Raw genomic sequence first — 24,564 nt, 5'->3', positions numbered from 1 at the left:
CCCATTTCGATTGATGGGGGAGTGTAATCGTTCAGTGTTATCCCCCTATTGGGGATGTTGTTAGCTGGCTTACCGCCTGCGCGGCCAGCGCGGACCCGACGAGCGGGTCGGCCTGTCATGGTAATATCTACAAGACAAGCCCGCGCATTATACGCAAATCTGTACAGGAAGCAAGCGCGGGCGGTGAAAAGGGAGAAGCGCTGCGGCGAAAGGGGAGAAGCGCTGCGGCGAAAAGGGAGAAGCGCTGCGGCGAAAAAGGCCATGCTCGGCGCGGGCCGCACGCGGTTGATGTTATGCGCACTGACAGTCGGGCGCAATGTTCCTTCCTCTGGGCGTACGGTGGAAGAGGTCTTGACCCTATGCGCCAAGCCTCTTGCCGCCAGCCGACGGTAAAGGAAAACGACGCCAGATAAGCGACGCTCTGCCTCAGCGGGCGATAAAGGAAAGCGACGCCGGACAAGCGACGCTTTGTCCCGAACGGGCGGTTATGAGGAGGAGATAAGGCGCCCTGCCCCGCGCAGCGGCGCGGGGTGCGGTGATGACACCGTTGCCCCGTGACAGTGACCGTCGCGGCCCGGCTTACTGAGCGGCGTCTTTGAGCTGCGACTGCAGGTAGTTCTGGGTACCGATACGGGTGATAAGCGCCAGCTCGGTTTCCAGAAAATCAATATGCTCTTCTTCGTCGGTAAGGATTTCTATCATTAAGTCCCGCGACACGTAGTCGCGTATCGAATCGGCGTAGGCGATGCCTTCACGCAAATCCTGCGCGCCCTGCAATTCCAAATAGAGATCGGAGCGCAGCATTTCTTCCACGTCCTCACCGATATTCAGCCGGCCGAGGTCCTGCAGATTAGGCAGCCCCTCCAGGAAGAGAATACGTTCGATGTAGCGATCCGCGTGTTTCATTTCATCAATGGATTCGTGGTATTCAACATCGTTGAGGCGCATCAGGCCCCAATTCTTGAACATCCGGGCATGCAGGAAATACTGATTGATAGCCACAAGCTCGTTGCCAAGCAGCTTGTTGAGATGGTTGATAATCTGGGCATCACCTTTCATGACGAGGTCCTCCGTTGCGTGTTATATCAGAATATAACCGCGACAGAGTAATGCAAAGGAATAACCTTACTTTTTTAAGCGATATTTTCCAACGGCGCGATGTGCTGTAGTTCATCCTCCATTATACGGCGCGCGACGCAGACGCATTTTCCGCATTGGGTACCCACCGGCACCAATCGTTTCAACTGCTGGAAAGTCTGGGGCTGGTGCAGCCTCACAGCGGCGCGTATGGCTTTGTCGCTTACCGCATTACATAAACAAACATACATTGCTGGTACTCACTGGCTAATCTCACGCCAATTTAGATGAGAACGCGTGTCATTACAATAGCGAAAGTATTGCTGTTTGCGTTTTGTTGATTAACCTGCTGATCTTAGTCCGCTTAATGGGGCAATTTTTTTACAGGCATGACGCGATGCGTTTCGCGCGGTTGTTCATGCCGCTGTGTTGTGCCCGCTGTGCGTCCTAACAGCGCGGAAATGAATACTAACAGTTAATCTGTACAGTTTACCTGTACAGATTATCCCTGTTCAGACCATACTCTGCGTATGACGAATCCTATTCCTAACGCTGAAGAAACCTCGTTAGCCGCGTTGGCCGGCGAGCTGCGTATTTCGCTGGGTAAACTGGTGCGGCGGCTGCGCGAGCAAACACCGCCCAACGATTTCACCTCTGCGCAAAAATCGGTGTTGCTACGGCTGGATCGCGATGGTCCCGCCACCGTTTCGGCGCTGGCGCGGGCCGAAAGCGTGCGTCCGCAGTCTATGCGCAGCACGGTAGCGGCGCTGCAGGCGCTGGGGGCGGTCATGGGCGTTGCCGATCCTGTTGACGGCCGGCAAACGCTTATCACCTTGACGGATGCGTTTCGCCAACGCCTGCAGGCCCATCGCTCGGCGAAGAACGACTGGCTGCACGGCGCCCTGGAAATGCAGCTGTCCGCCGCCGAGCAGGCGCAGCTCGCCGCCGCGGTCAGGTTGCTGCAGCGGCTTGCCGATTATTGACCCGGTCTTAGCCAGCTTGAAGCGAACACGGCAGTGACGCCCGTTAAAGCGTGCACCTACCCGATAGGTGTTGCCTTTCCGCGGCCGGCTACACCGATTTGAAGCAAACGCGCATCCAACCTTGGCGATCCGAAAGGAGGTCTCTGATGTGGCATTATTGGTTTTCCTGGTTCGCTGGCGGGCTTTTGCTTACCAATGCGGTGCCCCACCTTTGCGGCGGTTTAATGGGCCATGCATTTCCTACGCCCTTTGCCAAACCAAGAGGGCGAGGACTTTCCTCCGCGTCGGTCAACGTACTTTGGGGGTGCGTTAACCTGGTTCTCGGTTATGTGTTTCTGTGCCGTATTGGCGATTTCGACATCCGCATTACCGCCGACGCCGCCGCTATCGGGCTCGGCATTCTGACGATGGGGCTGTTTCTGGCTATGCATTTCGGCCGCCTGCAGGGCACGAATCCGGCGCAACGGCGATGAATCCCCCGACAAGCGGGGTTTTCCGTTCGCTGCGGCTCTACAATTATCGCTTGTGGGCCGCCGGCGCCCTGGTTTCCAATCTGGGCACCTGGATGCAGAACACCGGGGAAGACTGGTTAGTGCTGACCCAGCTCACGCCGCATAACGCCTCGGCCGTAGGCACGGTCATGGCGTTACAATTGGGTCCGCAGCTGCTGCTGTTACCCTGGACCGGTTTTGCGGCCGACCATTTCAATCAGCGTCGACTTCTGCTCGCCACCCAGGCGTCGATGGGCCTACTTGCGCTGGTGCTGGGCGCACTTACCCTATTCGGCGTCGTTCAACTCTGGCAGGTTTATCTTTTCGCGTTATTGTTCGGCTGCGCGGCGGCGTTCGACGCCCCCGTGCGGCAAACCTTTGTCGCGGAAATGGTAGGTGATGCGGATTTGCCCAATGCCGTCGCACTTAATTCAACCCTGTATAACGGCGCGCGCCTGGTCGGACCGGCCATCGCCGGCGTCATTATTGCCTCGGTCGGCACCGGCTGGGCTTTTCTGCTTAACGGCGTCTCTTTCCTGGCGGTGCTGGTGTCCTTATCGTTCCTGCGCGTCGCCGATCTGCAGGCGAATGCGCGTGCGCGCCGCACCCGAGGCAGTTTGACGGAAGGCTTTCGCTATGTCGCGTCCCGCCCGGATTTGAAAGTCATCCTGGTCATGTTGTTTCTTATCGGCACCTTTGGCCTGAATTTTCCTATCTTCATATCCACGATGGCCGTTAACGTGTTCCATACCGACGCCCGCGGTTTTGGTCTGTTGTCGTCAATTATGGCTATCGGTACCTTATCGGGCGCCTTGCTTGCCGCCGGCGGCGGCGCTCCACGCCAGACGGCGTTGCTGAGCGGCGCCGCGGTATTTGGATTAGGCTGTTTACTGGCCGCCGTCGCGCCGGGCTATTGGCTTTTCGCGGGGGCGCTTATCATTATCGGCGTCGCCGCCCTAACGTTTACCAATGCTACCAATAGCCTGATGCAGCTTTCCACCGAACCGGCCATGCGCGGGCGGGTGATGGCGCTGCGTTTGGGCATCGCTTTGGGTGGAGCGCCTATCGGCGCACCTATTGTCGGTGGGGTGGCCGACCATTTCGGCCCGCGCTGGGCGCTTGGCCTGGGCGCAGCGGCGGGATTTGCCGCGGCCATGGTGGCCTTATACGCTTTTAGGTGGCGAGACTATCAGATACGTTAATGTGGATGTAAAGCAGCGGACAATGCTCCGGACCACCGTGCCCGCACGGCCGCGATAGCGCCGCGACGCGTTGGAACACCCAATGCGTGCCGCGGACCCGAGTGCGACAGCAACCGCCGCCCAGAAAACGCAACCATAAAAAAAGGGCGCCCGAGGCGCCCTTTCATGCTGCCGGCTTAACGCCGGCATTGGCTGTAAGACGTAGTGTCTTAAGCGATAACTTTGGCAACAACGCCGGCGCCAACGGTACGGCCGCCTTCGCGAATAGCGAAACGCAGACCGTCGTCCATGGCGATCGGGGCAATCAGGTTAACAACCATCTTGATGTTGTCGCCAGGCATCACCATTTCAACGCCTTCCGGCAGTTCGATGGTACCGGTCACGTCAGTGGTACGGAAATAGAACTGCGGACGGTAGCCTTTGAAGAACGGCGTGTGGCGACCGCCTTCGTCTTTGCTCAGAATATACACTTCCGATTCAAACTGGGTGTGCGGCTTGATCGAGCCCGGCTTGGCCAGAACCTGACCACGCTCGACGTCGTCACGCTTGGTGCCGCGCAGCAGCACGCCAACGTTCTCGCCGGCACGGCCTTCGTCCAGCAGTTTGCGGAACATTTCAACGCCGGTGCAGGTGGTTTTGGTGGTGTCTTTGATGCCGACGATTTCCACTTCTTCACCCACTTTGACGATGCCGCGCTCTACACGACCGGTTACCACGGTGCCGCGGCCGGAGATGGAGAATACGTCTTCGATCGGCAGCAGGAACGGCTTGTCGATGGCGCGTTCCGGTTCCGGAATGTAGCTGTCCAGCGCTTCCGCCAGTTCAATGATTTTCTGCGTCCAGGCTTCGTCGCCTTCCAGCGCTTTCAGCGCGGAACCGCGGATAACCGGCGTGTCATCGCCCGGGAAGTCGTACTGCGACAGCAGTTCGCGCACTTCCATTTCCACCAGTTCCAGCAGCTCTTCGTCATCAACCATGTCGCATTTGTTCATGAACACGATGATGTAAGGTACGCCAACCTGGCGACCCAGCAGGATGTGCTCACGGGTCTGCGGCATCGGGCCGTCGGTGGCGGCTACAACCAGGATCGCGCCGTCCATCTGGGCCGCGCCGGTGATCATGTTTTTCACATAGTCGGCGTGCCCAGGGCAGTCTACGTGCGCGTAGTGGCGGGTCGGGGTATCGTATTCAACGTGCGAAGTGTTGATGGTGATACCACGGGCCTTTTCTTCCGGCGCGTTGTCGATCTGATCGAACGCGCGCGCGCTACCGCCGTAGGCCTTGGCCAGAACGGTGGTGATGGCGGCGGTCAGGGTCGTTTTACCATGGTCAACGTGGCCGATAGTACCGACGTTAACGTGGGGTTTGGTGCGTTGAAACTTTTCTTTAGACACGGCTATATTCCTTACTCTTATGCTCTCACCAACGGGTGAGAGCACGGGATATTAATTGTAACCCTTAAAGCTTACTTGGCTCTGCGGGTTTCGATAATGGCCTGAGCAACGTTGTTCGGTGCTTCATTGTACTTCAGGAACTCCATGGAGTAAGAAGCACGGCCCTGAGTCTGTGAACGCAGATCAGTAGCATAACCGAACATTTCAGACAAGGGGACCTGCGCACGAACGGTTTTACCGGTCGTGGTGTCTTCCATACCGTCAATCATACCGCGACGACGGTTCAAGTCACCAATCACGTCACCCATGTAGTCTTCAGGCGTTTCAACTTCCACCTTCATGATAGGTTCCAGCAGCACCGGTTTCGCCTTCATGAAGCCTTCTTTGAACGCCATGGAACCGGCGATCTTGAACGCCATTTCCGAGGAGTCGACTTCGTGGTAAGAACCATCGAAGGCGGCAACGCGGACGTCTACGATCGGGTAGCCGGCCAGAACACCGCTCTTCAGCTGTTCCTGAACGCCTTTATCCACCGCCGGAACGTACTCTTTCGGTACCACGCCGCCGACGATTTCGTTCAGGAACTCGTAGCCTTTGCCACCCGGTTCCATCGGTTCAATACGCAGCCATACGTGGCCGAACTGACCGCGACCACCGGACTGACGAACGAATTTACCTTCCTGTTCGACGGTGGAGCGGATCGTTTCGCGGTAGGCCACCTGCGGCTTACCGACGTTGGCTTCAACGTTGAATTCGCGACGCATACGGTCAACGAGAATTTCAAGGTGCAGCTCACCCATACCGGCGATGATAGTCTGGCCGGACTCTTCATCGGTCCAAACGCGGAAAGACGGGTCTTCCTGCGCCAGACGGCCCAGAGCCAGACCCATTTTTTCCTGGTCGGCTTTGGTTTTCGGTTCCACGGCAACCGAGATAACCGGTTCCGGGAATTCCATACGCTCAAGGATGATGGGCGAGGACGGATCGCACAGGGTATCCCCGGTGGTCACGTCTTTCAGGCCGATGGCCGCGGCGATATCGCCGGCGCGGACTTCCTTGATTTCTTCACGTTTGTTGGCGTGCATCTGTACGATACGGCCGAAACGTTCGCGCTTGTCCTTCACCGAGTTCAGCACCGTATCGCCGGAGTTGACGACGCCGGAGTAGACGCGGAAGAAGGTCAGGTTGCCGACGAACGGGTCGGTGGCGATTTTGAACGCCAGCGCCGAGAACGGCTCATCATCGCTGGAATGACGCTCAGCATGGGTTTCGCCGTCGTCGAGCACGCCATTGATGGCGGCAACGTCGGTCGGTGCCGGCAGGTATTCGATAACCGCATCCAGCATCGCCTGCACGCCCTTGTTCTTGAACGCGGAACCACAGGTGACCAAAATGATTTCGTTGTTCAGAACGCGCTGGCGCAGACCGGTCTTGATCTCTTCTTCGGTCAGATCTTCGCCGCCCAGGTATTTGTCCATCAGCTCTTCAGAGGCTTCAGCTGCGGATTCCACCAGGTGCTGGTGCCATTTGTCAGCCAGCTCGGTCAAATCGGCGGGGATGTCTTCATAAGTGAAGGTCACGCCCTGGTCCGCTTCGCTCCAGTTGATGGCTTTCATTTTCACCAGATCGACGACGCCGGTGAATTTTTCTTCCGCGCCGATAGCCAGCTGAATCGGAACCGGGTTAGCGGCCAGACGGGTTTTCAGCTGCTCGACGACGCGCAGGTAGTTGGCGCCCATACGGTCCATTTTGTTTACGAACGCGATACGCGGCACTTTGTATTTGTTTGCCTGACGCCATACGGTTTCAGACTGCGGCTGCACGCCGCCGACCGCACAGTAGACCATGACGGCGCCATCGAGCACGCGCATGGAACGTTCGACTTCGATGGTGAAGTCAACGTGTCCCGGGGTGTCGATGATGTTGATGCGATGCGAATCAAACTGTTTGGCCATGCCGGCCCAGAAACAGGTGGTCGCGGCGGACGTGATGGTGATACCACGTTCCTGCTCCTGCGCCATCCAGTCCATGGTGGCTGCGCCATTATGAACTTCACCGATCTTGTGGTTCACACCCGTGTAGAACAGAATACGTTCAGTCGTGGTGGTTTTACCCGCGTCGATGTGTGCACTGATACCGATGTTACGATAGCGTGCGATGGGTGTTATACGAGCCATTTGAATCCTCGATTACTGGGGCGTTCATTCCGAGCCAACCCGGCAGGGACAGCTCATGAGCGTCCGCCAGGTTAGCGTGACTACGGCGGTAGGATTACCAGCGGTAGTGGGCGAACGCCTTGTTGGCATCTGCCATACGGTGAACGTCTTCACGTTTCTTCACAGCAGTACCTTTGTTTTCTGCTGCATCGGAAAGTTCGTTCGCCAAGCGCAGAGCCATAGATTTATCACCGCGTTTACGAGCTGCTTCAACGATCCAACGCATTGCCAGGGCATTGCGGCGAACCGGACGAACTTCTACTGGCACCTGATAAGTCGAACCACCGACGCGGCGCGATTTGACTTCGACAGTCGGACGCACGTTGTCCAGAGCAACTTCAAAAGCTTCCAGATGGCCTTTACCCGAACGCTGAGCCAGGGTCTCCAGCGCGGTATAGACGATTGCTTCTGCGGTAGATTTTTTGCCATCTACCATCAGGATGTTAACAAATTTGGCCAAAAGCTCCGATCCGAACTTCGGATCCGGCAGGATTTTACGTTGACCAATGACGCGACGACGTGGCATGGAAATACTCCGTTGTTAATTCAGGATTGTCCAAAACTCGATGAGTTCTTTGACAGAGTTAATAAAACGTTTGGCCTTACTTAACGGAGAACCATTAAGCCTTTGGCTTCTTCACGCCGTACTTGGAGCGGCCCTGCTTGCGGTCTTTAACACCGGAGCAGTCAAGGGCGCCACGAACGGTGTGGTAACGCACACCCGGCAGGTCTTTTACACGACCGCCGCGGATCAGGATCACGGAGTGCTCCTGCAGGTTATGACCTTCACCGCCGATGTAGGAGGTGACTTCAAACCCGTTGGTTAAACGAACACGGCATACTTTACGCAGCGCGGAGTTCGGTTTTTTCGGGGTGGTGGTATATACGCGGGTACATACGCCACGTTTCTGCGGGCAGGCGTCCAGCGCCGGAACGTTGCTCTTCGCAACCTTCATGGAGCGCGGTTTGCGTACCAGCTGGTTAATCGTTGCCATTCAATAAAGCTCCTGGGTTTTGCTTCGTAAACACGTAATAAATCGCCTCGTGATGCCGCGGGGCAAAGTACGAGGACGCAGAATTTTATGGCTGACGGGTAAAGGTGTCAAGAAATATACAACCCACCCTGACTTACCACGCCATCTGCTGCGGCTGTTTTTCGGTCAGCCTGACGAAATCAGTATAACTGATTATCGCGATATTGGGCGAAAAATGAACAGACAATCCGCGGGCGGCGATGTCGTTTTCCAGCGCGTGCAGCGCCAGAGGCGAGGCGCTTAGCGCGCGGGCGGGCGGCGAGCCGCGCAGACCGGCGATAACGCCATCGGACAGCAGCAGCAGATCGTCGCCGGGCCGCGCGGTACGCAGCAGCGCCGCCAGATCGCAGGCATAGGGAGAACGGCTCAGGGTATACAGCATGGGCGCCCTCCGGCGTTAAAACGTCAAAACGGTATCGTAGGCGGCCAGACGTTGGCGCCAATCCGCCGCCGGCAGCCACTCGGCGTCCAGCACCCAGCCAGCGCCGGCATCCAGTCCGCGCTCCGCCGCCGAATCGGCGCAGAGATAGAGCCTGTCGACATCATACAGCGAGAGCACGCCGAAGGTGGCGACGAAGTCCCGCGCCAGAATTTGCGCCGGCTGCTGCTGCGGCAACAGCAGTAATACGCCGTCGGCGATGAAAAAGACCCCGATATCTTCGGCCAGCGCCGAGGTGGCCAAGAGTGCGTCAAGCCCCTCCCGTCCGGCGGCGTCGCCGTGTGGCCCGTGGGTAAAAACAAAAGCGATGCGGTTCATGGCGGCCTTAAAACTGAATAAAGCGATCGCAGCCGAGCACCGCCTGCGCCAGCGTGCCCAGGCCGCTGAGCTCGAAGCCCGGCTGAAGGTTCTCGCCGGCGCGGTTTTGCAGCGACGCCTGTTGGGCATCGGTCACGCCGCGGCGCAGGGCGGCGGCAACGCAGACATGCAGCGCCACCCGATGCTGCTGCGCCAGATCGTGCCAGGCGCGCACCAGATCCACCTCATCGCCGGCGGGCGCGCTCAGACGATTGGCGTTAGCCACGCCCTCTTGGTAAAAAAACACGGTGCCGAGACGGTGGCCGCACGCCAGCAGCGCCTGGGCGAACTGTAACGCGCTGCTGGCGCGCTGGTTGCCATAGGCCGGTCCGGTGACCATCAGGCAGTAATTCAGACTCACCGCTCCTGCCCTACAAAATCGCCGCTTTTGAACTGACGAATATACAGATACACCGTGTGCTTGGAGATATTGAGTCTATCGGCGACCTGGTTGATGGCGTCCTTGATGTCAAAGATGCCTTTCTCGTACAGATTAAGCACGATCTGTCGATTTTTGGCGTTGTTGGATACGTTGCGATCGGCGTTGACTTCTTCGATAGTGAACTCCAGCGTTTGCGCCACCAGATCGTCCACCGAGGAGGCAAAATTCACCGAGGTCGCGATGTCCTGCGTTTCCGGCGGGATAAACGTTTGCATAATCTGCGAGAACGGCACGTCCAAATTCATATTGATGCACAGAAGCCCTATCACCCGCTGCTCGCGGTTGCGGATAGCAATGGTGACGGATTTCATCAGGACGCCGTTTTTCGCCCGGGTAAAGTAGGCGCGGGAAACGCTGCTGTCCTCACCGGCCATGTCATGTAGCATGCGCAGCGCCAGATCCGAGATCGGCGACCCCACTTTACGTCCGGTATGTTCGCCGTTAGCGATACGCACGGCCGAACATTTCAGGTCCTCCAGGGAGTGCAATACAATCTCGCAATGTCCGCCAATAAGCATCGCCAGACCGTCCACGACGGCCTCATAAGAGGCGAGAATTTCATGATCCACGGCGCTGAAAGGACGTTCGTCCAGTAAATCCAGCTCGCCGGAATCAGAATGTGGGAGAGACGTAGACATGTGGAAATACCACCCGTGGTTGTGAATCTGCCGGGATAGTATCGGGCAGATTTGGCTGTAATTCTGTTATCCGGCCGCTAGTCTAGCAAATCCGGTAAAACGCTGTCCTTGTGTTTGGTGAGATTTTTTATTATTCCGCATAGATACTATCCGCCCACGCCGCGGCCAAAGGCGTAAGAAGCGCTGGCCAGCAGGGCGCGCAAAAAAAAGCCATCCCCGAGGGGATGGCCTGCGCGACGCTCACGGGCGGCGGCCCGTTGGCGATAACGGTAATCTTATTTTTGCTGCGCGCCCGCGTCGGGAGCCTGCTCGGCCTCTCCGGCGGCCGGCGCGGCCGCGGCCGGTTTGATATCCAGCAGCTCGACATCAAACACCAACGTGGAGTTGGCTGGAATACCGGGAACGCCGGTTTTGCCATACGCCTGCTCCGGCGGAATAACCAGCTGGATTTTCCCGCCTTTCTTAATGTGCTTCAGCCCTTCGGTCCAGCCGGGAATGACGCCGTCCAGGCGGAAGGAGAGCGGCTCGCCGCGTTTGTAGGAGTTGTCGAATTCCGTCCCGTCGACCAGGGTGCCTTTATAGTTCACGACCACGGTATCGCTGTCGGTCGGCGCGCTGCCGGTGCCGGCTTTATCGACTTTATACAGCACGCCGTTGGCGGTTTTCTTCACGCCCTTCTGCTTGGCATAGTCGGCGCGGTATTTGTCGCCCTTGGCGGCATTGTCCTTGGCTTCCTGCTCCATTTTGGTCTGGGCGGCCTGTTTGACGCGCGCCTCAAAGCTTTGCAGCGTGGCTTCAATCTCTTGATCGGACAGCTTGCTATTGTTGCCGAAGGCGTCCTGAACGCCGGAGATCAGCTGACCTTTATCCAGCTTGATCCCGAGTTTTTCCTGCTCTTTCAGCGAATTATCCATGTAACGCCCCAGGGAGGCGCCCAGCGCATAGGCGGCCTGATCTTCGCTGCTTTTGAATTTGTCCGAGGTGGCGCTGGCGGGTGCGGCGGTCGCCGGCGGGGTGGCGCTGGGCGCCGCATCGGCGGCCAGAGCGCTGCTTGCGTTCAGGGCAAATGCCATAGTAGAGGCCAGCAGCGATACTTTAATCAATGATTTCATAAATCTCCATTTTCCTGGGATAGCGGTCCCGGGGTCGATAGCAAAGTCAGGCAAATACTATAGCTGTGAGCATAAACACAACACAATCGCTATGCCGGTTGATTAACGCTTTCTGGGACTTTTTTTACAACAAGAAGTTTCCTGATAATGCATTTTCATTGCGTCTCGGTTTGATATCACCGCCTAATGATGACCTTTATACGGGCGATCCGCGCAAAGCAAGGTAGAATCTACCGGGATTGCCCGCGCGAGGCAACCGCGAAATGGGAACGGTGCGACGCCGGTTTCATTGGTCTTGATCGGTACCGAGAGGGGAAAATGATGGAACTATCGCAGCTGGAACAACGTCTGGAATTATTGGAGGGACGGGTCGCTTTCCAGGAGATAACGATTGAGGAACTGAATCAGACGGTGGTGGCCCACCAGCGCGATATTAGCCGGCTGCAGGAGCAATTACGCTTGTTGTCGGATAAGTTACGCGCGCAGAACACCTCGCTAATCGCTTCGCAAAGCGAGGAAACGCCCCCGCCCCATTACTGAGCGGGTGGCGCCCATGGCGGGGCCCGCACGGGTCCCGCGCCGATCGCGCTTAGTAGCAGCCGCAGCCGCCGTGGCCGCCGCAACCGCCGCCTTTATGCTCATGATCATGGCTGTGGCCATGACCGCCGCAGCAGCCGTCGCCGTGGTCATGGCCATGATCATGGCCGTGTTCGCCATGAACGTGACCGTGCGCCAGTTCTTCCTCGGTCGCTTCACGCACGGCGATGACGTCCACATGGAAGTTCAGGTTCTGGCCGGCCAGCATAGGGTTGCCGTCAACCACGACATGATCGCCATCGATTTCGGTGATTTCCACCGGGACCTGGCCCTGATCGGTTTCCGCCAGGAAACGCATACCCACTTCCAGTTCGTCGACGCCCATAAAAACATCTTTAGGCACGCGCTGCACCAGATTTTCATCGTAGGGGCCGTAGGCATCGTTGGCTTCGATACTGATATCAAAGCTGTCGCCCGCGGCGTGATCTTCCAGCGCTTTTTCCAGCCCGGGAATTAACGAACCATGACCATGCAGGTACTCCAACGGTGCGCTCACCGGGGATTCATCGACCAATACACCGTCTTCTGTCCTCAACTGGTAGGCCAGACTGACCACCCGATCTTTTGCTACTTTCATGATATCTCCCACCATTGGAAACTAATTTGGCGCTGATTCTAACCAAAAACCGCACGTATGTAAGCTTTAGCCGTAAAAAAGCGGTCAATCACGCTACTCCGGATGAAAAATACCGATAATGTGTTCCTTATCCGGTTTTTTCGCGCTAATCATTTCGTCATCCTGCCGCTGACTATAGCCGCATTTGACGCAGCCCACCCGGTCACTATTCTCCTCGCGCCATACCGCCAGCGTGTCGCTGCTGTGGCAGACGGGGCAGGTGGCGCCAGCGATAAAGCGTTTACGCTTTGCCGTCATTGGGTCGTTCCCCCTGTTGTTCATCCTCGCCCCAACCGTCGAGCAGCCTGCGTTCCTGCTGCATCTCGCGCTGGAAAATGTCCTCCAGCTCGCGCCGCGCCTCCATAACGCGCGAACTGTGCCGCCCTTCCTCTTGGGGTTGGGGCATCAATTCACGCAGCATACGCATATCCAGCCGGCGGAAGTGTTGCTGCGCCCGGTAGGCCTGATGCGGATGCATACCCAACGATTGCAGCACCTTGCGCCCCAACTCCAGCGCGCTGGAGAAGGTTTCGCGTGAAAATCGCGACACGCCGGCCTGCAGTAACTCATGCGCTTCAACGCGCCCGCGCGCGCGCGCCAGAATCTGCAAATGGGGAAAGTGCTGCTGGCAAAGGTGGATAATGGCCATATTATCTTCGGGCGTGTTGGCTGCGACCACGATGGTGCTGGCTTTTTCCGCGCCCGCGGCCCGCAGCAGCTCCAATTCGGTCGCGTCGCCGTAATACACTTTGTAGCCGTAGCTGCGCATCAGGCTGACGACGCTGATATCGCGCTCAAGCACGGTAATGCGCGTTTTATTCGCCATGAGCAGACGGCCTATCACTTGGCCGAAACGGCCAAAACCGACAATGATCACCTGCGGCTCGTCGTCGTTGACAAAAGGTTTTTCATCGTCCTCTTCAACTGCATTATAGCGCCGGACCAGGATACGATCGATCAATTGCATCATTAACGGCGTGGTAATCATCGACAATGTGACAATCACCAGCAATAACGATAATTGATCGCCGGTAAGGATTTTCTGCGCCGAGGCGGCCGAAAACAGGACGAAAGCGAACTCCCCGCCCTGGCTGAGTACGCCGGCGAATTGCAGCCGGACGGAACGCTTAAGCCCCGACAGCCGCGCCAGGATATACAATACCGTGCCTTTTATCGCCACCAGTATGGCGACCCCGGCCAGCACCGTCAGCACGTGCACATACAAAATGCCGAGATTCAGCGCCATGCCGACCGAAATGAAAAACAGCCCCAGCAGCAGCCCCTTAAACGGTTCAATGGCAATTTCGAGCTCGTGACGGTACTCGCTTTCGGCCAGCAGCACGCCGGCGATAAAGGTTCCGAGGGCCATCGACAGGCCCAGCAGATCCATAAACAGCGCGGCTCCCAGCACCAGCAGCAGGCTGGCGGCGGTGAAAACTTCGCGCACATTCGCCGAGGCGATATAGCGAAAGAGCGGACGCAGCAGATAGCGCCCGCCCACCAGCATGCCGAAAAACGCCGCCAGCTTGATGCCGATTTTCATCCAATCGCCGTGGCCGCCGGCGCCGCCGGAGAGAAACGGGATAAGCGACAGCGCCGGGATCACGGCCATATCCTGAAACAGTAACACCGAGAAACCCAGTTGACCGCCCTCATTGCGGTTCATGCCTTTATCGCGCATCAACTGCAGCGCAATGGCGGTTGAGGACATGGCCAGACCGATGCCGCCGATAAGCGCCGCCTGCCAGCGCATGCTGGTAAAGGTAAGCGCAGCCCCCAGCAACGCCGCGGTGATAGCCACCTGCGCGGCGCCGACACCGAATATCGAATGCCGTAAATGCCAGAGCTTGGCGGGGTTCAGTTCCAGGCCGATGATGAACATCAAAAACACCACCCCCAGCTCCGAGAAATGCAGGATCTCATCGACATCGCGAATAAAACCCAGACCCCAGGGGCCGATGGCGATGCCGGCGGCGAGGTAGCCTAACACCGCGCCGATGCCGAGCCGTTGCGCGATAGGCACCGCCACCACCGCGGCAAAAAGAAACAGCACCACCGCAATCAGAAAAGAGGGACTACTCTCCATGGCGTTCACCCTCCGACGACAACGGTAACGATAGCCAGCGCGCATATTCGCTGGCGCTGCGGGCGAGGCGCGCCGCACCCTGGCGCCGCGCCCAATAAATAATCATCGGCGGCTGCCAGTGCATACGGCACAGCGCGGCGGTCAGGGCGAAAGGACGCAGGATATCCGCCATCTCCACCCCTAACGCGCCGCGGGTCTGATAGGCACTCTCGGCATCGCCGGTGGTGATAACCGACCGCCAGTGTTTGCCGGCCAGCGCGTCGCCGCCGACACCGCTGGCGAAGCCGCGGGTCAGCACGCGATCCAGCCACTCTTTGAGCAACGCGGGACAGCTGTAGGTGTATAACGGGTGCTGAAACACAATCACCTGGTGATCGCGCAGCAGCTGTTGCTCGTGAGGTATATCGATAAAAAAATCCGGATAGTGCGCATACAGATCATGTACGGTGACATGACTGAGCGTAGCCGCAGCCTTGAGTAACACCTGGTTCGCCACCGAATCCTGGGCCTCAGGATGCGCGTACAACAGCAAAACTTTGGGCGGCTCAGAGATCAATTCCCCTCCAAAGCGTCGTCAGGAAGCGGGATTTCCGCTACCATGCTTCGCAAAGATAACATCAGGACGCGATATCCTGTTTAACATTCAACTATGTCAATTTAACATACTCTAACGACGGCGCTTTATGATTGTTTTCTCCTCGTTGCAAATTCGTCGCGGTACCCGCGTACTGCTGGATAACGCCACCGCCACGGTCAACCCGGGGCAAAAAGTCGGGTTGGTCGGCAAAAACGGCTGCGGCAAATCCACGCTGCTATCGCTGTTGAAACAAGAACTCAGCGCCGACGCCGGCAGCGTCAGCCTGCCCGCGAACTGGGCGATGGCCTGGGTTAATCAGGAAACCCCCGCTCTTGACGTGCCGGCACTGGAGTATGTTATCGATGGCGACCGGGAATATCGTCAGCTCGAATCTGAATTACTTGTTGCCAATGAAAAAAATGATGGTCATGCCATCGCCACGCTACACGGGAAACTGGACACCATCGACGCTTGGACCATTCGCGCCCGCGCCGCCAGCCTTTTGAGCGGTCTGGGCTTTAGCCAGCCGCAGCTGACGCAGCCGGTGCGCGCGTTCTCCGGCGGCTGGCGCATGCGTCTTAACCTCGCGCAAGCCCTGCTGTGCCGGTCTGATCTGCTGTTGCTGGACGAGCCGACCAACCATTTGGATTTGGATGCGGTCATCTGGCTGGAAAAGTGGCTCAGAAATTATCCGGGTACGCTTGTTTTGATTTCCCACGATCGCGATTTTCTCGATCCTATCATCAATCGGGTGCTGCATATCGAACAACAGATCCTAAATGAATATACCGGCAACTACTCGTCGTTCGAGCAGCAGCGCGCCACCAAACTGGCGCAGCAGCAGTCGCTCTACCAGCATCAGCAGGAAAAAGTGGCGCATTTGCAGCACTACATCGATCGCTTCCGCGCCAAGGCAACCAAAGCCAAGCAGGCGCAAAGCCGCATCAAAATGCTGGAAAGAATGGAGCTTATCGCCCCGGCGCATGTGGATAACCCCTTTCAATTCAGTTTCCGCGCGCCGGAAAATTTGCCCAATCCGCTGCTCACCCTGGAAAAAGTCAGCGCCGGCTATGGCGATAACCTGATTTTACGCTCCATCAAGCTCAATTTGGTACCCGGTTCACGCATCGGTCTGCTGGGACGCAACGGCGCCGGTAAATCGACGCTTATCAAGCTCCTGGCCGGAACCCTGCCGCCACAGTCGGGGACGGTGTCGCTGGCGAAAGGCATCAAGCTTGGCTACTTCGCCCAGCACCAGTTGGAGTTTTTGCGCGCCGATGAAACGCCGCTGCAACACCTGAGCCGGCTGGCGCCAAAGGAGTCGGAGCAAGCGCTGCGCGATTTCCTGGGCGGCTTCGGCTTTCAGGGCGATAACGTCACCGACCAGACGGCGCGCTTTTCCGGCGGCGAGAAAGCGCGGCTGGTGCTGGCGCTGATTGTCTGGCAGCGTCCCAATCTGCTGTTGCTTGACGAACCCACCAACCACCTGGACCTGGATATGCGTCAGGCGCTCACCGAAGCGCTTATCGATTTCGCCGGCGCGCTGGTGGTCGTGTCCCACGATCGCCATCTGCTGCGCTCCACCACCGATGAATTTTACCTGGTGCATGACGGCCAGGTTGCGGCCTTTGACGGCGACCTGGAGGATTATCAGCAGTGGCTGGCCGAACTTCAGCGCCCGCGCACGCAGGATGACGATACACAAGCGTCCCCCGCCGGCGTCAATACGGCGCAGACGCGCAAAGATCAGAAACGGCGCGAGGCGGAATTTCGTAAAGAGACCCAGCCGCTGCGTCAGGCCATCGGCCGCTATGAACAGCAGTTGGCTACGCTTGAAGCGGAGCTGGCCGAGGTGGAAGGCCGGCTGGGGGATAGCGCGCTGTACGAAAGCGCCCGCAAAAGCGAACTGAGTGACTGTCTGCAGCGGCAAGGGAAACTGAAATCGGCGCTGGAGGAAGCGGAGCTGGGCTGGCTGGAAGCCCAGGAACAGTTGGAGACGCTGTCGCAGGCGTTTAGCGCGGAATAGTTGCGCTCAGCGTCACACCAGCATTGCGCAGACCGCGGGCGACATCAACGTCGCCACGGGCTGAGCGCCAAAACAGTAGTCTGCGGACCGCGGGCAGCGTCAACGTCGCCACGGGCTGAGCGCGCTCAGCGCCAAATCAGCAATACGCAAGCCGCGGTCAGCAGTCCCATGGCCAGATTGAAAAGCGTCCAGGCCCGCCGCCCTTTCAGCAGCCGGCCGATCACCGTACCAAACACGAGCCAGATGGCGCCCGAGACGATATTGACGGCGGCGATGCCGATGCTTATCGCGATCACCGACCCCGCATACGCCTCCCCGGCCAGGCTAAAGCTGGCCACCGCGCCGAGGGCCATCAACCACGCTTTCGGATTGAGAAATTGTAGCAGCCCGCCTTGATAAAATGGCACCGGCCGCGGCGGCGCCGAGTCGGTATCGAGCTTTTCATAAACGGCGGTGGCAATTTTCCACGAAAGCCACAGCAGATAGAGGCTGCCGGCGACTTTTAGCGTAAAATGCAGGGCGGGATAAAGGGTGATGAGACTGCCGACGCCGCAAGCCACCAGCAGCAGCATGCACTGCATGCCGAGCATAATGCCGAGCATCAGCGGCATGGAACGCCAAAAGCCGAAATGGGCGGCCGAGGCGGTGAGCAACATATTATTAGGACCGGGAGTAATAGCGGCGACCCAGAGAAAACCCAACATCGATAAAAACAGACCCAGCTCCATATATCCCGCACTATTGCTCCCGACGATGACGTTTATGAAATTAACAGTGCGATGCCGATTCGACAAGCGAATTGTCGGTGAAATTTCGTCACGCTGTCGCCCCGACCACCACTGGAGAAATGCCGAGAATGATCATTCCCTGGGAGCAGATCGATCCCGCCACGTTATATAATTTGATCGAATCGTTTGTGCTGCGCGAGGGCACGGATTATGGCGAGCGGGAACAAAGCCTGCAACAAAAGGTAGCGGATGTGTTACGCCAGGTGCAGTCCGGCGAAGCGGTGCTGGTGTGGTCGGAGCTGCACGAAAGCATTAACATCATGCCGCGCGGTCAGTTCCGCCCCGATTAGCGACGGCGATGCGGCTCTTCCCCGCCGCCGCCGCGCCCGGCCGTGCGTCCGCATGGCGGAAACGAGCAAGCCTCGCGGTGGCCCTGCGGCGCCAAACGTGATAACAATAACCTTCGGCCGCCCGCACGTCATCTGACAGAGGTTATCAACACTATTAAGGTCTCATCATGTCAGCACAACATCCAATTATTGCGGTTACCGGCTCCAGCGGCGCCGGGACCACGACCACCAGCCTGGCTTTTCGCAAAATCTTTCAACAGTTGAACATTCGCGCCGCGGAGTTGGAAGGCGATAGCTTTCACCACTTCACCCGGCCGGAAATGGATTTAGCCATTCGTAAAGCGCGCGATTTAGGTCGGCACGTGAGTTATTTCGGCCCGGATGCGAATAACTTCGATCTTCTGGAAAGAACATTTTATCACTATGGGGAAAGCGGACGCGGGCAGGCGCGCAAATATTTGCATACCTACGACGAAGCGGTTCCTTATAATCAGGTCCCCGGCACCTTTACCCCCTGGCAGCCCCTGCCGGAGCCTACCGACGTCCTATTCTACGAGGGGCTGCACGGCGGCGTTGTGACCGAGCATAATGACGTTGCGCGGCACGTGGATTTGCTGGTGGGGGTGGTGCCGATAGTCAATCTGGAGTGGATCCAGAAATTGGTGCGCGATACCAACGAGCGGGGCCACTCCCGCGAAGCGGTCATGGATTCCGTGGTGCGATCCATGGAAGATTATATCAATTTTATCACGCCGCAATTTTCCCGTACCCATATCAACTTCCAGCGGGTGCCGACGGTGGACACCTCCAATCCGTTCGCCGCCAAAGCGATCCCGTCGCTGGACGAAAGCTTTGTGGTTATTCACTTCCGCGGCCTGGACGCCATGGATTTTCCCTATTTACTGGCGATGCTGCAGGGATCTTTTATTTCCAATATCAATACGCTGGTGGTGCCGGGCGGCAAAATGGGTCTGGCGATGGAATTGATCATGGCGCCGCTGGTCAAGCAATTGCTGGAAGGGAAACCGATTCGCTAAGCGGCTTGACGCGGGCGCCGCGCGCGGGAACGACGCGCGGCGCCAATCGGGTGGGGCATGATGCGGCTTAGCGCTGCGCCCCGACAGTCAAGCGCGCCCCGCGCGCTCAGTCGAGGTGACGTACCTCAAAGCTGTGGGTAATATTGGCGGCTTTCCCCAGCATCAGCGAGACCGAACAATACTTTTCCGCCGACAGCGCGACCGCGCGCTCGACGATCTTATCCGTCAAATCGCGGCCGGTGACGATAAAATGCAGATTGATTTGGGTAAACAGACGCGGCGCTTCCTCGCGGCGCGTTGAGGTTAACTTGACCTCACAGTCGCGCACATCGGCGCGGCCCTTTTGCAGAATCGAAACCACGTCAATAGCGCTACAGCCGCCGGCGGACATAAGCAGCATTTCCATTGGGCTTGGGGCCTTTTCGCCGCTGTTGCCATCCATGATAATCTGGTGGCCCGAGGCGGATTCGCCGATAAAAGACAGCCCTTCCACCCACTTTACTCGCGCTTGCATATCGTTAACTCCTGATAATATTCTTTGTGAAAGACTACCTTTTTGCCGCCAAACTGGCAATGTAACCGCAGATGCATCATGCTGAAGCGAGACAACACAAGACAGTCTCTTAAAGCTATGCTAAAAAACAAGGCAGGATCGAACTCACCGACAGTGAAAGAGCAAGAGAGCGATCGAAACGTCACCAACATTGGACCCTGATAAGTTCCCTTGCGAGGTTCCGTTTATGAACGGAATGACATCATAATAACACCTTACCTTACAGGGAATACGCCGTTCCTAAACAGGGCGGCGATGACAAAAGAGGATAACAGCGAATGGTTCTCGGCAAACCGCAAACAGACCCGACTCTCGAATGGTTCCTGTCTCATTGCCATATTCATAAGTATCCATCGAAGAGTACGTTGATTCACCAGGGTGAAAAGGCAGAAACGCTCTACTATATCGTCAAAGGCTCCGTCGCAGTGCTTATCAAGGACGAAGAAGGCAAGGAGATGATCCTCTCCTACCTCAATCAGGGCGATTTTATCGGCGAACTGGGGTTGTTTGAAGAGGGGCAGGAGCGCAGCGCATGGGTGCGGGCGAAAACGGCCTGCGAAGTGGCTGAGATATCCTACAAGAAATTTCGCCAGTTGATTCAGGTCAATCCCGACATTCTGATGCGCCTGTCTTCACAAATGGCCAGCCGCCTGCAGGTGACCTCAGAGAAAGTCGGCAACCTGGCTTTCCTGGATGTGACCGGGCGTATCGCGCAAACGTTACTGAATTTAGCCAAGCAGCCGGACGCCATGACTCACCCGGACGGTATGCAAATAAAAATCACCCGGCAGGAAATCGGCCAAATAGTTGGCTGTTCACGGGAAACGGTCGGCCGTATTTTGAAAATGCTTGAGGATCAAAATCTCATCTCTGCCCACGGAAAAACCATTGTCGTTTACGGAACCCGCTAATCCCCTTTCACCACGGGCATGGTCAGGACGGCCATGCCTCTTTAGCTGACTTATGTGGCGCAGACTCATCTACCACCCCGAAGTAAATTATGCCCTGCGGCAGACCATTGTGCTTTGCCTGCCGGTCGCCATCGGACTGATGTTCGGCAGCCTGCAGCAAGGTCTGCTGTTCTCGCTGGTACCCGCCTGTTGCAACATCGCCGGGCTTGATCAGCTCCATAAACGTTTCTTTAAGCGGCTGGTGGTCGGCGGCTCGCTGTTCGCCCTGAGCAGTATTTTTATCCAGCTGCTGTTGGCGCACGGCGTGCCGCTGCCGTTTGTCATGCTGGGGTTGGCGCTGCTGTTCGGCGTCAGCGGCGAAATCAGCCCGCTACACGGCCGCTTGCTGCCGGCATCGCTAATTGCCGCGGTATTTACCCTGGGGCTGACCGGCAATGTGCCGCTTTGGCTGCCGCCGCTGCTCTATCTGGCGGGGACTGCCTGGTATGGGCTGTTTAACGCGCTGTGGTTCCGGCTATGGCAAGAGCAGCCGATGCGCGAGGCGCTCAGTCTGCTCTACCGCGAACTGGCGGATTATATCGAAGCGAAGTACAGTTTGCTGACTCAGCACACCGATCCGGACAGTGCGCTACCGCCGCTGTTCGCCCGCCAGCAAAAGGTCATCGACCAGATTGCCCAAGTGTATCAGCAGTTGCATATGCTCTCGGCCAACCATCTCAGCCAGTACAAAAGACTGTTGCGCGCCTTCCAGGTCGCGTTGGATTTGCAAGAGCATATCGCGGTGAGTCTGCATCAGCCGGATGAAGTGCAAAAGCTGGTGCAGCAAAGCCACGCCGAGGCGGTGTTGCGCTACAACGCGCGTATCGTCGCCGCCCGGCTGCGCGTCCTGGCGGACGATATTCTCTATCACCGCCAACCTGACCGGTTTGCCGCGGATGCCGGCCTGTCGGCGCTGGAAAAAATTGCCCGCCACCATCCGGATAATCCGGTAGGCCAGTTCTGCTATTTCCATTTCAGCCGCATCTATCGCCTGTTGCGTTCCCAGCGCCCCCTCTATCGTCGCGATGTGATGGCGGATAATCAGCAGCGGTTGCCGTTCTGGCCGGCGCTGCGCAGTTATTGCTCCTTGAAATCGATGGCGCTGCGCAACGCCGCCCGCCTGGGCCTCATGCTGGCGATCGGCAGCAGTTTGGGCCTGGTGTTCAATCTGCCGAAACCTTACTGGATCCTGATGACCATCATGTTTGTCAGTCAGAATGGTTACAACGCGACCCGGGTGCGTATACAACATCGGGCGCTGGGTACCCTGGCGGGGCTGGTGATTGCCGCGGGTACGCTGCAACTAAAGATGGGCGACGGCGTCATCCTGAGCGGCATGCTGGTGGTGACTCTGGCCGGCTATTTGGTACTGCGCAAAAATTACGGTCTGGCGATGACCGGTATGACGGTGGTGACGGTGTATACCCTGCAATTGTTGTCGTTGAACGGCGCGCATTTCCTGCTGCCGCGGCTGGTGGATACCTTGATTGGCTGTATGCTGGCCTTTGGCGGCACGCTGTGGCTGTGGCCGCAATGGCAGAGCGGGCTGTTGCGCAAAAACGCCCATCAGGCGCTGGAGCGGGATCAGGAAGCGTTGCGGCTGCTGTTGCAGCCCGACCCCGGCGCGCCCGCGCTGGCTTATGCCCGCATGCGGGTCAACCAAGCGCACAATGCCTTGTTCACCTCCCTAAGCCAGGCGATGCAGGAGCCGGGGTTTAATTCCCGCTATCTGAGCGATATGCGCTTATGGGTCACCCATAGTCAGTTCATTGTCGAACACATCAACGCCATGACGACGCTGGCGCGCGATCACTATATGCTGACCGATACCTTGGCCGCCGACTATCTGGCCTCCTGCGAGGTGGCGCTGCAAAGCTGTCAGCAACGGCTGGAATATGACGGCCCGAGCACCGAAAATCCGGGTATTTTCAACACTGATGGCCCGCAGGATCAGGCGGTGACGCTCATGGAACGTCACTTGCGGCGCATATTGTTCCATCTCGGCGTGATGCATACGATTTCGTCGGTGGCGTGGCCGCAGCGGCCGCAGCACGGTTTTTGGCTCGCGCGCCGTTTGCGCGATACGCCGCCAAACTAGCGCCGTGGCCGGTGAGAGGGCAAAACCGCCTCAGGCCGGCGCAACGACAGGCGTAGCGCAGACCGGCCGATAGCGATGGCGTCTTGGTAAACGTCCCTGATGCCGGGGTTGAAAGCGCAGCGCCGGACGCGTGAAAAACCGCCCGCGCAGAAAAGCGGCGGACGACAGGAACGCCGATGCGGACAATAGCAACACCGATGCGGACGACAGGAACGCCGATGCGGCGCCGGCGTTGCCGTTGTCCCTCTGTCAGGCCGCGCCCGTCACCTGCGCCACGGCTTTCTCAAACCGCGCCAAGCCCTCGTCAATATCGGCAAACGTTACCACCAACGACGGCGCGAAACGAATCACATCGGGGCCGGCATTGAGAATCATGAGCCCTTCCAGGGCGGCGGCATGCAGGAAATCCCGCGCCCGCCCCTGATAGCGCGGCGCCAGCTCCGCGCCGAGCAGAAGTCCCATACCGCGCACCTGTGTAAAGACCTGATATTTTTCGTTAATGTCCTGCAGCGCTTGGACGAAACGCTCGTGGCGTTCATTGATACCGGCCAGCACCTCGGGAGAGTTGATCACGTCCAGCGCGGCTTCCGCCACCGCGCAGGCCAGCGGGTTACCGCCGTAAGTCGTGCCGTGGGTGCCAACGGCCATAGCCGAGGCGATATTTTCGCTGGTTAGCATCGCGCTTATCGGAAAGCCGCCCCCCAGCGCTTTGGCGGTGGTGAGAATATCCGGCTGCACGCCATAATGCATATAGGTGAAGAGTTTGCCGCTGCGGCCCATGCCGCATTGCACCTCATCCATCACCAGCAGCGCCTGATGCTCATCGCACAACGCCCGTACGCCGCGCAAAAACGCCGGCGTCGCCGGGGTTATGCCCCCTTCCCCCTGGATCGGCTCCAGGACGATAGCGCAAGTGTGATCGTCGATAACGGCTTTTACCGCATCAAGATCGTTGAACGGCACATGGACGATATCCGCCGGTTTCGGCCCGAAACCGTCTGAATACTTCGGCTGCCCACCCACCGACACGGTGAACAGCGTGCGGCCGTGGAAAGCGTTATGAAACGCAATGATTTTGGTCTTATAAGGGCTATGGCGGGTAATGGCGTAATGGCGCGCCAGCTTGAACGCCGCCTCATTCGCCTCGCCGCCGGAATTGGCGAAAAACACGCGATCGGCAAAGGTGGCATTGATAAGCTTACGCGCCAGGCGCAGCGCCGGTTCGTTAGTGAAGACGTTGCTGGTGTGCCACAGCGTTTCCCCTTGGGTTTTTAACGCCGCCACCAGCGCCGGATGACAGTGCCCCAGCGCGGTGACCGCGATGCCGCCGGAAAAATCGACATACTCCTTGCCCTGCTGATCCCAAACCCGGCTGCCTTTGCCTTTCACCGGAATGAACTGGGCGGGTGCATAAACCGGCAAGATGACCTGATCGAACGTTTCCCGGGTAACTGCGGCATCGTCTGTTTTCATAAGGCGTTTACTCTGTCTAAGGTGGGTTGAGAAATGAAAATATAGTCATAGAATATGAATAAAAAATCACACCCAAGTCAAGCGCTAT

27 protein-coding genes are annotated in these 24,564 nt (G+C 57.8%); 9 read left to right on the top strand and 18 right to left on the bottom strand.

What is annotated here, in order from left to right; translation table 11 throughout:
• Window positions 1-579: 579 nt before the first annotated feature.
• Window positions 580-1,059 carry a bacterioferritin gene (gene bfr, locus SANT_RS02150; RefSeq protein ID WP_025243897.1) on the bottom strand — a complete coding sequence of 160 codons (480 nt, stop codon included), beginning with the start codon at window positions 1,057-1,059 and terminating at the stop codon, window positions 580-582.
• A gap of 74 nt (window positions 1,060-1,133) precedes the next feature.
• Window positions 1,134-1,328: a bacterioferritin-associated ferredoxin gene (gene bfd, locus SANT_RS02145; protein WP_025420677.1), complete on the bottom strand. Its 195-nt coding sequence runs from the start codon at window positions 1,326-1,328 to the stop codon at window positions 1,134-1,136.
• Window positions 1,329-1,607: 279 nt separating this feature from the next.
• Here bfd and SANT_RS02140 point away from each other — a divergent pair, with 279 nt between their 5' ends.
• The 3 genes from SANT_RS02140 to SANT_RS02130 all read left to right on the top strand — a co-directional run bounded on the left by SANT_RS02140 (window position 1,608) and on the right by SANT_RS02130 (window position 3,753).
• Entirely contained in the window at window positions 1,608-2,060 is a 453-nt protein-coding gene (locus SANT_RS02140; RefSeq protein ID WP_025420676.1) for a MarR family winged helix-turn-helix transcriptional regulator, read from the top strand.
• A 146-nt stretch (window positions 2,061-2,206) separates the two neighbouring features.
• Entirely contained in the window at window positions 2,207-2,533 is a 327-nt protein-coding gene (locus SANT_RS02135; RefSeq protein WP_038668111.1) for a hypothetical protein, read from the top strand.
• A complete protein-coding gene (locus tag SANT_RS02130; RefSeq protein ID WP_025420674.1) occupies window positions 2,530-3,753 on the top strand; it encodes an MFS transporter in 1,224 nt (407 codons plus the stop codon). Before SANT_RS02135 ends, SANT_RS02130 begins: the two co-directional genes overlap by 4 nt.
• A gap of 209 nt (window positions 3,754-3,962) precedes the next feature.
• Here SANT_RS02130 and tuf read toward each other — a convergent pair whose 3' ends face one another.
• From tuf to fkpA, 9 genes are all read right to left on the bottom strand, one after another.
• On the bottom strand, window positions 3,963-5,147 hold the full coding sequence (tuf, locus tag SANT_RS02125; protein ID WP_025420673.1) for an elongation factor Tu: 1,185 nt from the start codon (window positions 5,145-5,147) through the stop codon (window positions 3,963-3,965).
• A gap of 71 nt (window positions 5,148-5,218) precedes the next feature.
• Entirely contained in the window at window positions 5,219-7,324 is a 2,106-nt protein-coding gene (gene fusA / locus SANT_RS02120; RefSeq protein WP_025420672.1) for an elongation factor G, read from the bottom strand.
• 94 nt (window positions 7,325-7,418) lie between these two features.
• Entirely contained in the window at window positions 7,419-7,889 is a 471-nt protein-coding gene (gene rpsG, locus SANT_RS02115) for a 30S ribosomal protein S7 (protein WP_011412093.1), read from the bottom strand.
• A 94-nt stretch (window positions 7,890-7,983) separates the two neighbouring features.
• A complete protein-coding gene (gene rpsL, locus SANT_RS02110; RefSeq protein ID WP_011412094.1) occupies window positions 7,984-8,358 on the bottom strand; it encodes a 30S ribosomal protein S12 in 375 nt (124 codons plus the stop codon).
• A 133-nt stretch (window positions 8,359-8,491) separates the two neighbouring features.
• Complete coding sequence (tusB, locus tag SANT_RS02105; RefSeq protein ID WP_025420671.1) at window positions 8,492-8,779, bottom strand: sulfurtransferase complex subunit TusB; 288 nt, start codon at window positions 8,777-8,779, stop codon at window positions 8,492-8,494.
• A 15-nt stretch (window positions 8,780-8,794) separates the two neighbouring features.
• Window positions 8,795-9,154 (bottom strand): sulfurtransferase complex subunit TusC, encoded by a 360-nt coding sequence (tusC, locus tag SANT_RS02100; protein WP_025244017.1) that lies wholly within the window; start codon window positions 9,152-9,154, stop codon window positions 8,795-8,797.
• A 7-nt stretch (window positions 9,155-9,161) separates the two neighbouring features.
• The gene (tusD, locus tag SANT_RS02095) at window positions 9,162-9,554 is read right to left on the bottom strand and encodes a sulfurtransferase complex subunit TusD (protein WP_025420670.1); all 393 of its coding nucleotides are present in this window, start codon (window positions 9,552-9,554) and stop codon (window positions 9,162-9,164) included.
• Window positions 9,551-10,273: a helix-turn-helix transcriptional regulator gene (locus SANT_RS02090; RefSeq protein ID WP_025420669.1), complete on the bottom strand. Its 723-nt coding sequence runs from the start codon at window positions 10,271-10,273 to the stop codon at window positions 9,551-9,553. The genes tusD and SANT_RS02090 overlap by 4 nt, the downstream gene beginning before the upstream one ends.
• 275 nt (window positions 10,274-10,548) lie before the next feature.
• A complete protein-coding gene (gene fkpA, locus SANT_RS02085; RefSeq protein WP_025420668.1) occupies window positions 10,549-11,385 on the bottom strand; it encodes an FKBP-type peptidyl-prolyl cis-trans isomerase in 837 nt (278 codons plus the stop codon).
• 321 nt (window positions 11,386-11,706) lie between these two features.
• Here fkpA and SANT_RS02080 point away from each other — a divergent pair, with 321 nt between their 5' ends.
• Window positions 11,707-11,925 carry a protein SlyX gene (locus SANT_RS02080; protein ID WP_025420667.1) on the top strand — a complete coding sequence of 73 codons (219 nt, stop codon included), beginning with the start codon at window positions 11,707-11,709 and terminating at the stop codon, window positions 11,923-11,925.
• Between the two features lie 49 nt (window positions 11,926-11,974).
• On the opposite strand, the gene slyD is transcribed toward SANT_RS02080, so the two are convergent.
• The 4 genes from slyD to kefG form a co-directional block, all read right to left on the bottom strand.
• Entirely contained in the window at window positions 11,975-12,559 is a 585-nt protein-coding gene (gene slyD / locus SANT_RS02075) for a peptidylprolyl isomerase (protein ID WP_025420666.1), read from the bottom strand.
• Window positions 12,560-12,652: 93 nt separating this feature from the next.
• Window positions 12,653-12,856 carry a YheV family putative zinc ribbon protein gene (locus SANT_RS02070; protein WP_025420665.1) on the bottom strand — a complete coding sequence of 68 codons (204 nt, stop codon included), beginning with the start codon at window positions 12,854-12,856 and terminating at the stop codon, window positions 12,653-12,655.
• Window positions 12,840-14,684 (bottom strand): glutathione-regulated potassium-efflux system protein KefB, encoded by a 1,845-nt coding sequence (gene kefB / locus SANT_RS02065; protein ID WP_025420664.1) that lies wholly within the window; start codon window positions 14,682-14,684, stop codon window positions 12,840-12,842. The genes SANT_RS02070 and kefB overlap by 17 nt, the downstream gene beginning before the upstream one ends.
• A complete protein-coding gene (gene kefG, locus SANT_RS02060; protein ID WP_038668989.1) occupies window positions 14,674-15,237 on the bottom strand; it encodes a glutathione-regulated potassium-efflux system ancillary protein KefG in 564 nt (187 codons plus the stop codon). The genes kefB and kefG overlap by 11 nt, the downstream gene beginning before the upstream one ends.
• Before the next feature lie 130 nt (window positions 15,238-15,367).
• Here kefG and SANT_RS02055 point away from each other — a divergent pair, with 130 nt between their 5' ends.
• Window positions 15,368-17,287, top strand: a complete 1,920-nt coding sequence (locus SANT_RS02055) for an ABC transporter ATP-binding protein (protein ID WP_025420662.1) — start codon at window positions 15,368-15,370, stop codon at window positions 17,285-17,287.
• A 125-nt stretch (window positions 17,288-17,412) separates the two neighbouring features.
• Here the strand turns inward: SANT_RS02055 and SANT_RS02050 are convergent, their stop codons facing one another.
• Window positions 17,413-18,015, bottom strand: coding sequence for a LysE family translocator (locus SANT_RS02050; protein WP_025420661.1), 603 nt, complete (start codon window positions 18,013-18,015; stop codon window positions 17,413-17,415).
• A gap of 128 nt (window positions 18,016-18,143) precedes the next feature.
• Between SANT_RS02050 and SANT_RS02045 the strand changes: the two genes are divergently transcribed.
• Both SANT_RS02045 and SANT_RS02040 read left to right on the top strand, forming a co-directional pair.
• Window positions 18,144-18,365: a YheU family protein gene (locus SANT_RS02045; RefSeq protein WP_025420660.1), complete on the top strand. Its 222-nt coding sequence runs from the start codon at window positions 18,144-18,146 to the stop codon at window positions 18,363-18,365.
• Window positions 18,366-18,532: 167 nt separating this feature from the next.
• The gene (locus tag SANT_RS02040; protein ID WP_025420659.1) at window positions 18,533-19,402 is read left to right on the top strand and encodes a phosphoribulokinase; all 870 of its coding nucleotides are present in this window, start codon (window positions 18,533-18,535) and stop codon (window positions 19,400-19,402) included.
• Window positions 19,403-19,508: 106 nt separating this feature from the next.
• On the opposite strand, the gene SANT_RS02035 is transcribed toward SANT_RS02040, so the two are convergent.
• The gene (locus tag SANT_RS02035) at window positions 19,509-19,916 is read right to left on the bottom strand and encodes an OsmC family protein (protein ID WP_025420658.1); all 408 of its coding nucleotides are present in this window, start codon (window positions 19,914-19,916) and stop codon (window positions 19,509-19,511) included.
• 317 nt (window positions 19,917-20,233) lie between these two features.
• On the opposite strand from SANT_RS02035, the gene crp reads away from it, so the two are divergent.
• Together crp and SANT_RS02025 are read left to right on the top strand one after the other, a co-directional pair.
• On the top strand, window positions 20,234-20,866 hold the full coding sequence (gene crp, locus SANT_RS02030) for a cAMP-activated global transcriptional regulator CRP (RefSeq protein ID WP_011412109.1): 633 nt from the start codon (window positions 20,234-20,236) through the stop codon (window positions 20,864-20,866).
• Between the two features lie 52 nt (window positions 20,867-20,918).
• Entirely contained in the window at window positions 20,919-23,003 is a 2,085-nt protein-coding gene (locus SANT_RS02025; RefSeq protein ID WP_025420657.1) for a YccS/YhfK family putative transporter, read from the top strand.
• A 249-nt stretch (window positions 23,004-23,252) separates the two neighbouring features.
• Here SANT_RS02025 and argD read toward each other — a convergent pair whose 3' ends face one another.
• On the bottom strand, window positions 23,253-24,476 hold the full coding sequence (argD, locus tag SANT_RS02020; RefSeq protein WP_025420656.1) for a bifunctional acetylornithine/succinyldiaminopimelate transaminase: 1,224 nt from the start codon (window positions 24,474-24,476) through the stop codon (window positions 23,253-23,255).
• Window positions 24,477-24,564 lie beyond the last annotated feature (88 nt).

This window comes from Sodalis praecaptivus (genome assembly GCF_000517425.1).
GTDB lineage: Bacteria > Pseudomonadota > Gammaproteobacteria > Enterobacterales > Enterobacteriaceae > Sodalis_A > Sodalis_A praecaptivus.
This window is presented reverse-complemented; position numbering and strand designations above follow the sequence as displayed.

What these genes read in the sequence shown, in the direction of transcription:
- fkpA (WP_025420668.1), bottom strand. Translation starts at nt 11,385, where the DNA reads ATGAAATCATTGATTAAAGTATCGCTGCTGGCCTCTACTATGGCATTT.
- SANT_RS02040 (WP_025420659.1), top strand. Translation starts at nt 18,533, where the DNA reads ATGTCAGCACAACATCCAATTATTGCGGTTACCGGCTCCAGCGGCGCC.
- SANT_RS02070 (WP_025420665.1), bottom strand. Translation starts at nt 12,856, where the DNA reads ATGACGGCAAAGCGTAAACGCTTTATCGCTGGCGCCACCTGCCCCGTC.
- SANT_RS02090 (WP_025420669.1), bottom strand. Translation starts at nt 10,273, where the DNA reads ATGTCTACGTCTCTCCCACATTCTGATTCCGGCGAGCTGGATTTACTG.
- SANT_RS02050 (WP_025420661.1), bottom strand. Translation starts at nt 18,015, where the DNA reads ATGGAGCTGGGTCTGTTTTTATCGATGTTGGGTTTTCTCTGGGTCGCC.
- argD (WP_025420656.1), bottom strand. Translation starts at nt 24,476, where the DNA reads ATGAAAACAGACGATGCCGCAGTTACCCGGGAAACGTTCGATCAGGTC.
- rpsL (WP_011412094.1), bottom strand. Translation starts at nt 8,358, where the DNA reads ATGGCAACGATTAACCAGCTGGTACGCAAACCGCGCTCCATGAAGGTT.
- SANT_RS02055 (WP_025420662.1), top strand. Translation starts at nt 15,368, where the DNA reads ATGATTGTTTTCTCCTCGTTGCAAATTCGTCGCGGTACCCGCGTACTG.
- SANT_RS02035 (WP_025420658.1), bottom strand. Translation starts at nt 19,916, where the DNA reads ATGCAAGCGCGAGTAAAGTGGGTGGAAGGGCTGTCTTTTATCGGCGAA.
- tusB (WP_025420671.1), bottom strand. Translation starts at nt 8,779, where the DNA reads ATGCTGTATACCCTGAGCCGTTCTCCCTATGCCTGCGATCTGGCGGCG.
- slyD (WP_025420666.1), bottom strand. Translation starts at nt 12,559, where the DNA reads ATGAAAGTAGCAAAAGATCGGGTGGTCAGTCTGGCCTACCAGTTGAGG.
- bfr (WP_025243897.1), bottom strand. Translation starts at nt 1,059, where the DNA reads ATGAAAGGTGATGCCCAGATTATCAACCATCTCAACAAGCTGCTTGGC.
- kefB (WP_025420664.1), bottom strand. Translation starts at nt 14,684, where the DNA reads ATGGAGAGTAGTCCCTCTTTTCTGATTGCGGTGGTGCTGTTTCTTTTT.
- SANT_RS02135 (WP_038668111.1), top strand. Translation starts at nt 2,207, where the DNA reads ATGTGGCATTATTGGTTTTCCTGGTTCGCTGGCGGGCTTTTGCTTACC.
- SANT_RS02140 (WP_025420676.1), top strand. Translation starts at nt 1,608, where the DNA reads ATGACGAATCCTATTCCTAACGCTGAAGAAACCTCGTTAGCCGCGTTG.
- tusC (WP_025244017.1), bottom strand. Translation starts at nt 9,154, where the DNA reads ATGAACCGCATCGCTTTTGTTTTTACCCACGGGCCACACGGCGACGCC.
- bfd (WP_025420677.1), bottom strand. Translation starts at nt 1,328, where the DNA reads ATGTATGTTTGTTTATGTAATGCGGTAAGCGACAAAGCCATACGCGCC.
- rpsG (WP_011412093.1), bottom strand. Translation starts at nt 7,889, where the DNA reads ATGCCACGTCGTCGCGTCATTGGTCAACGTAAAATCCTGCCGGATCCG.
- SANT_RS02025 (WP_025420657.1), top strand. Translation starts at nt 20,919, where the DNA reads ATGTGGCGCAGACTCATCTACCACCCCGAAGTAAATTATGCCCTGCGG.
- SANT_RS02080 (WP_025420667.1), top strand. Translation starts at nt 11,707, where the DNA reads ATGGAACTATCGCAGCTGGAACAACGTCTGGAATTATTGGAGGGACGG.
- SANT_RS02045 (WP_025420660.1), top strand. Translation starts at nt 18,144, where the DNA reads ATGATCATTCCCTGGGAGCAGATCGATCCCGCCACGTTATATAATTTG.
- crp (WP_011412109.1), top strand. Translation starts at nt 20,234, where the DNA reads ATGGTTCTCGGCAAACCGCAAACAGACCCGACTCTCGAATGGTTCCTG.
- SANT_RS02130 (WP_025420674.1), top strand. Translation starts at nt 2,530, where the DNA reads ATGAATCCCCCGACAAGCGGGGTTTTCCGTTCGCTGCGGCTCTACAAT.
- fusA (WP_025420672.1), bottom strand. Translation starts at nt 7,324, where the DNA reads ATGGCTCGTATAACACCCATCGCACGCTATCGTAACATCGGTATCAGT.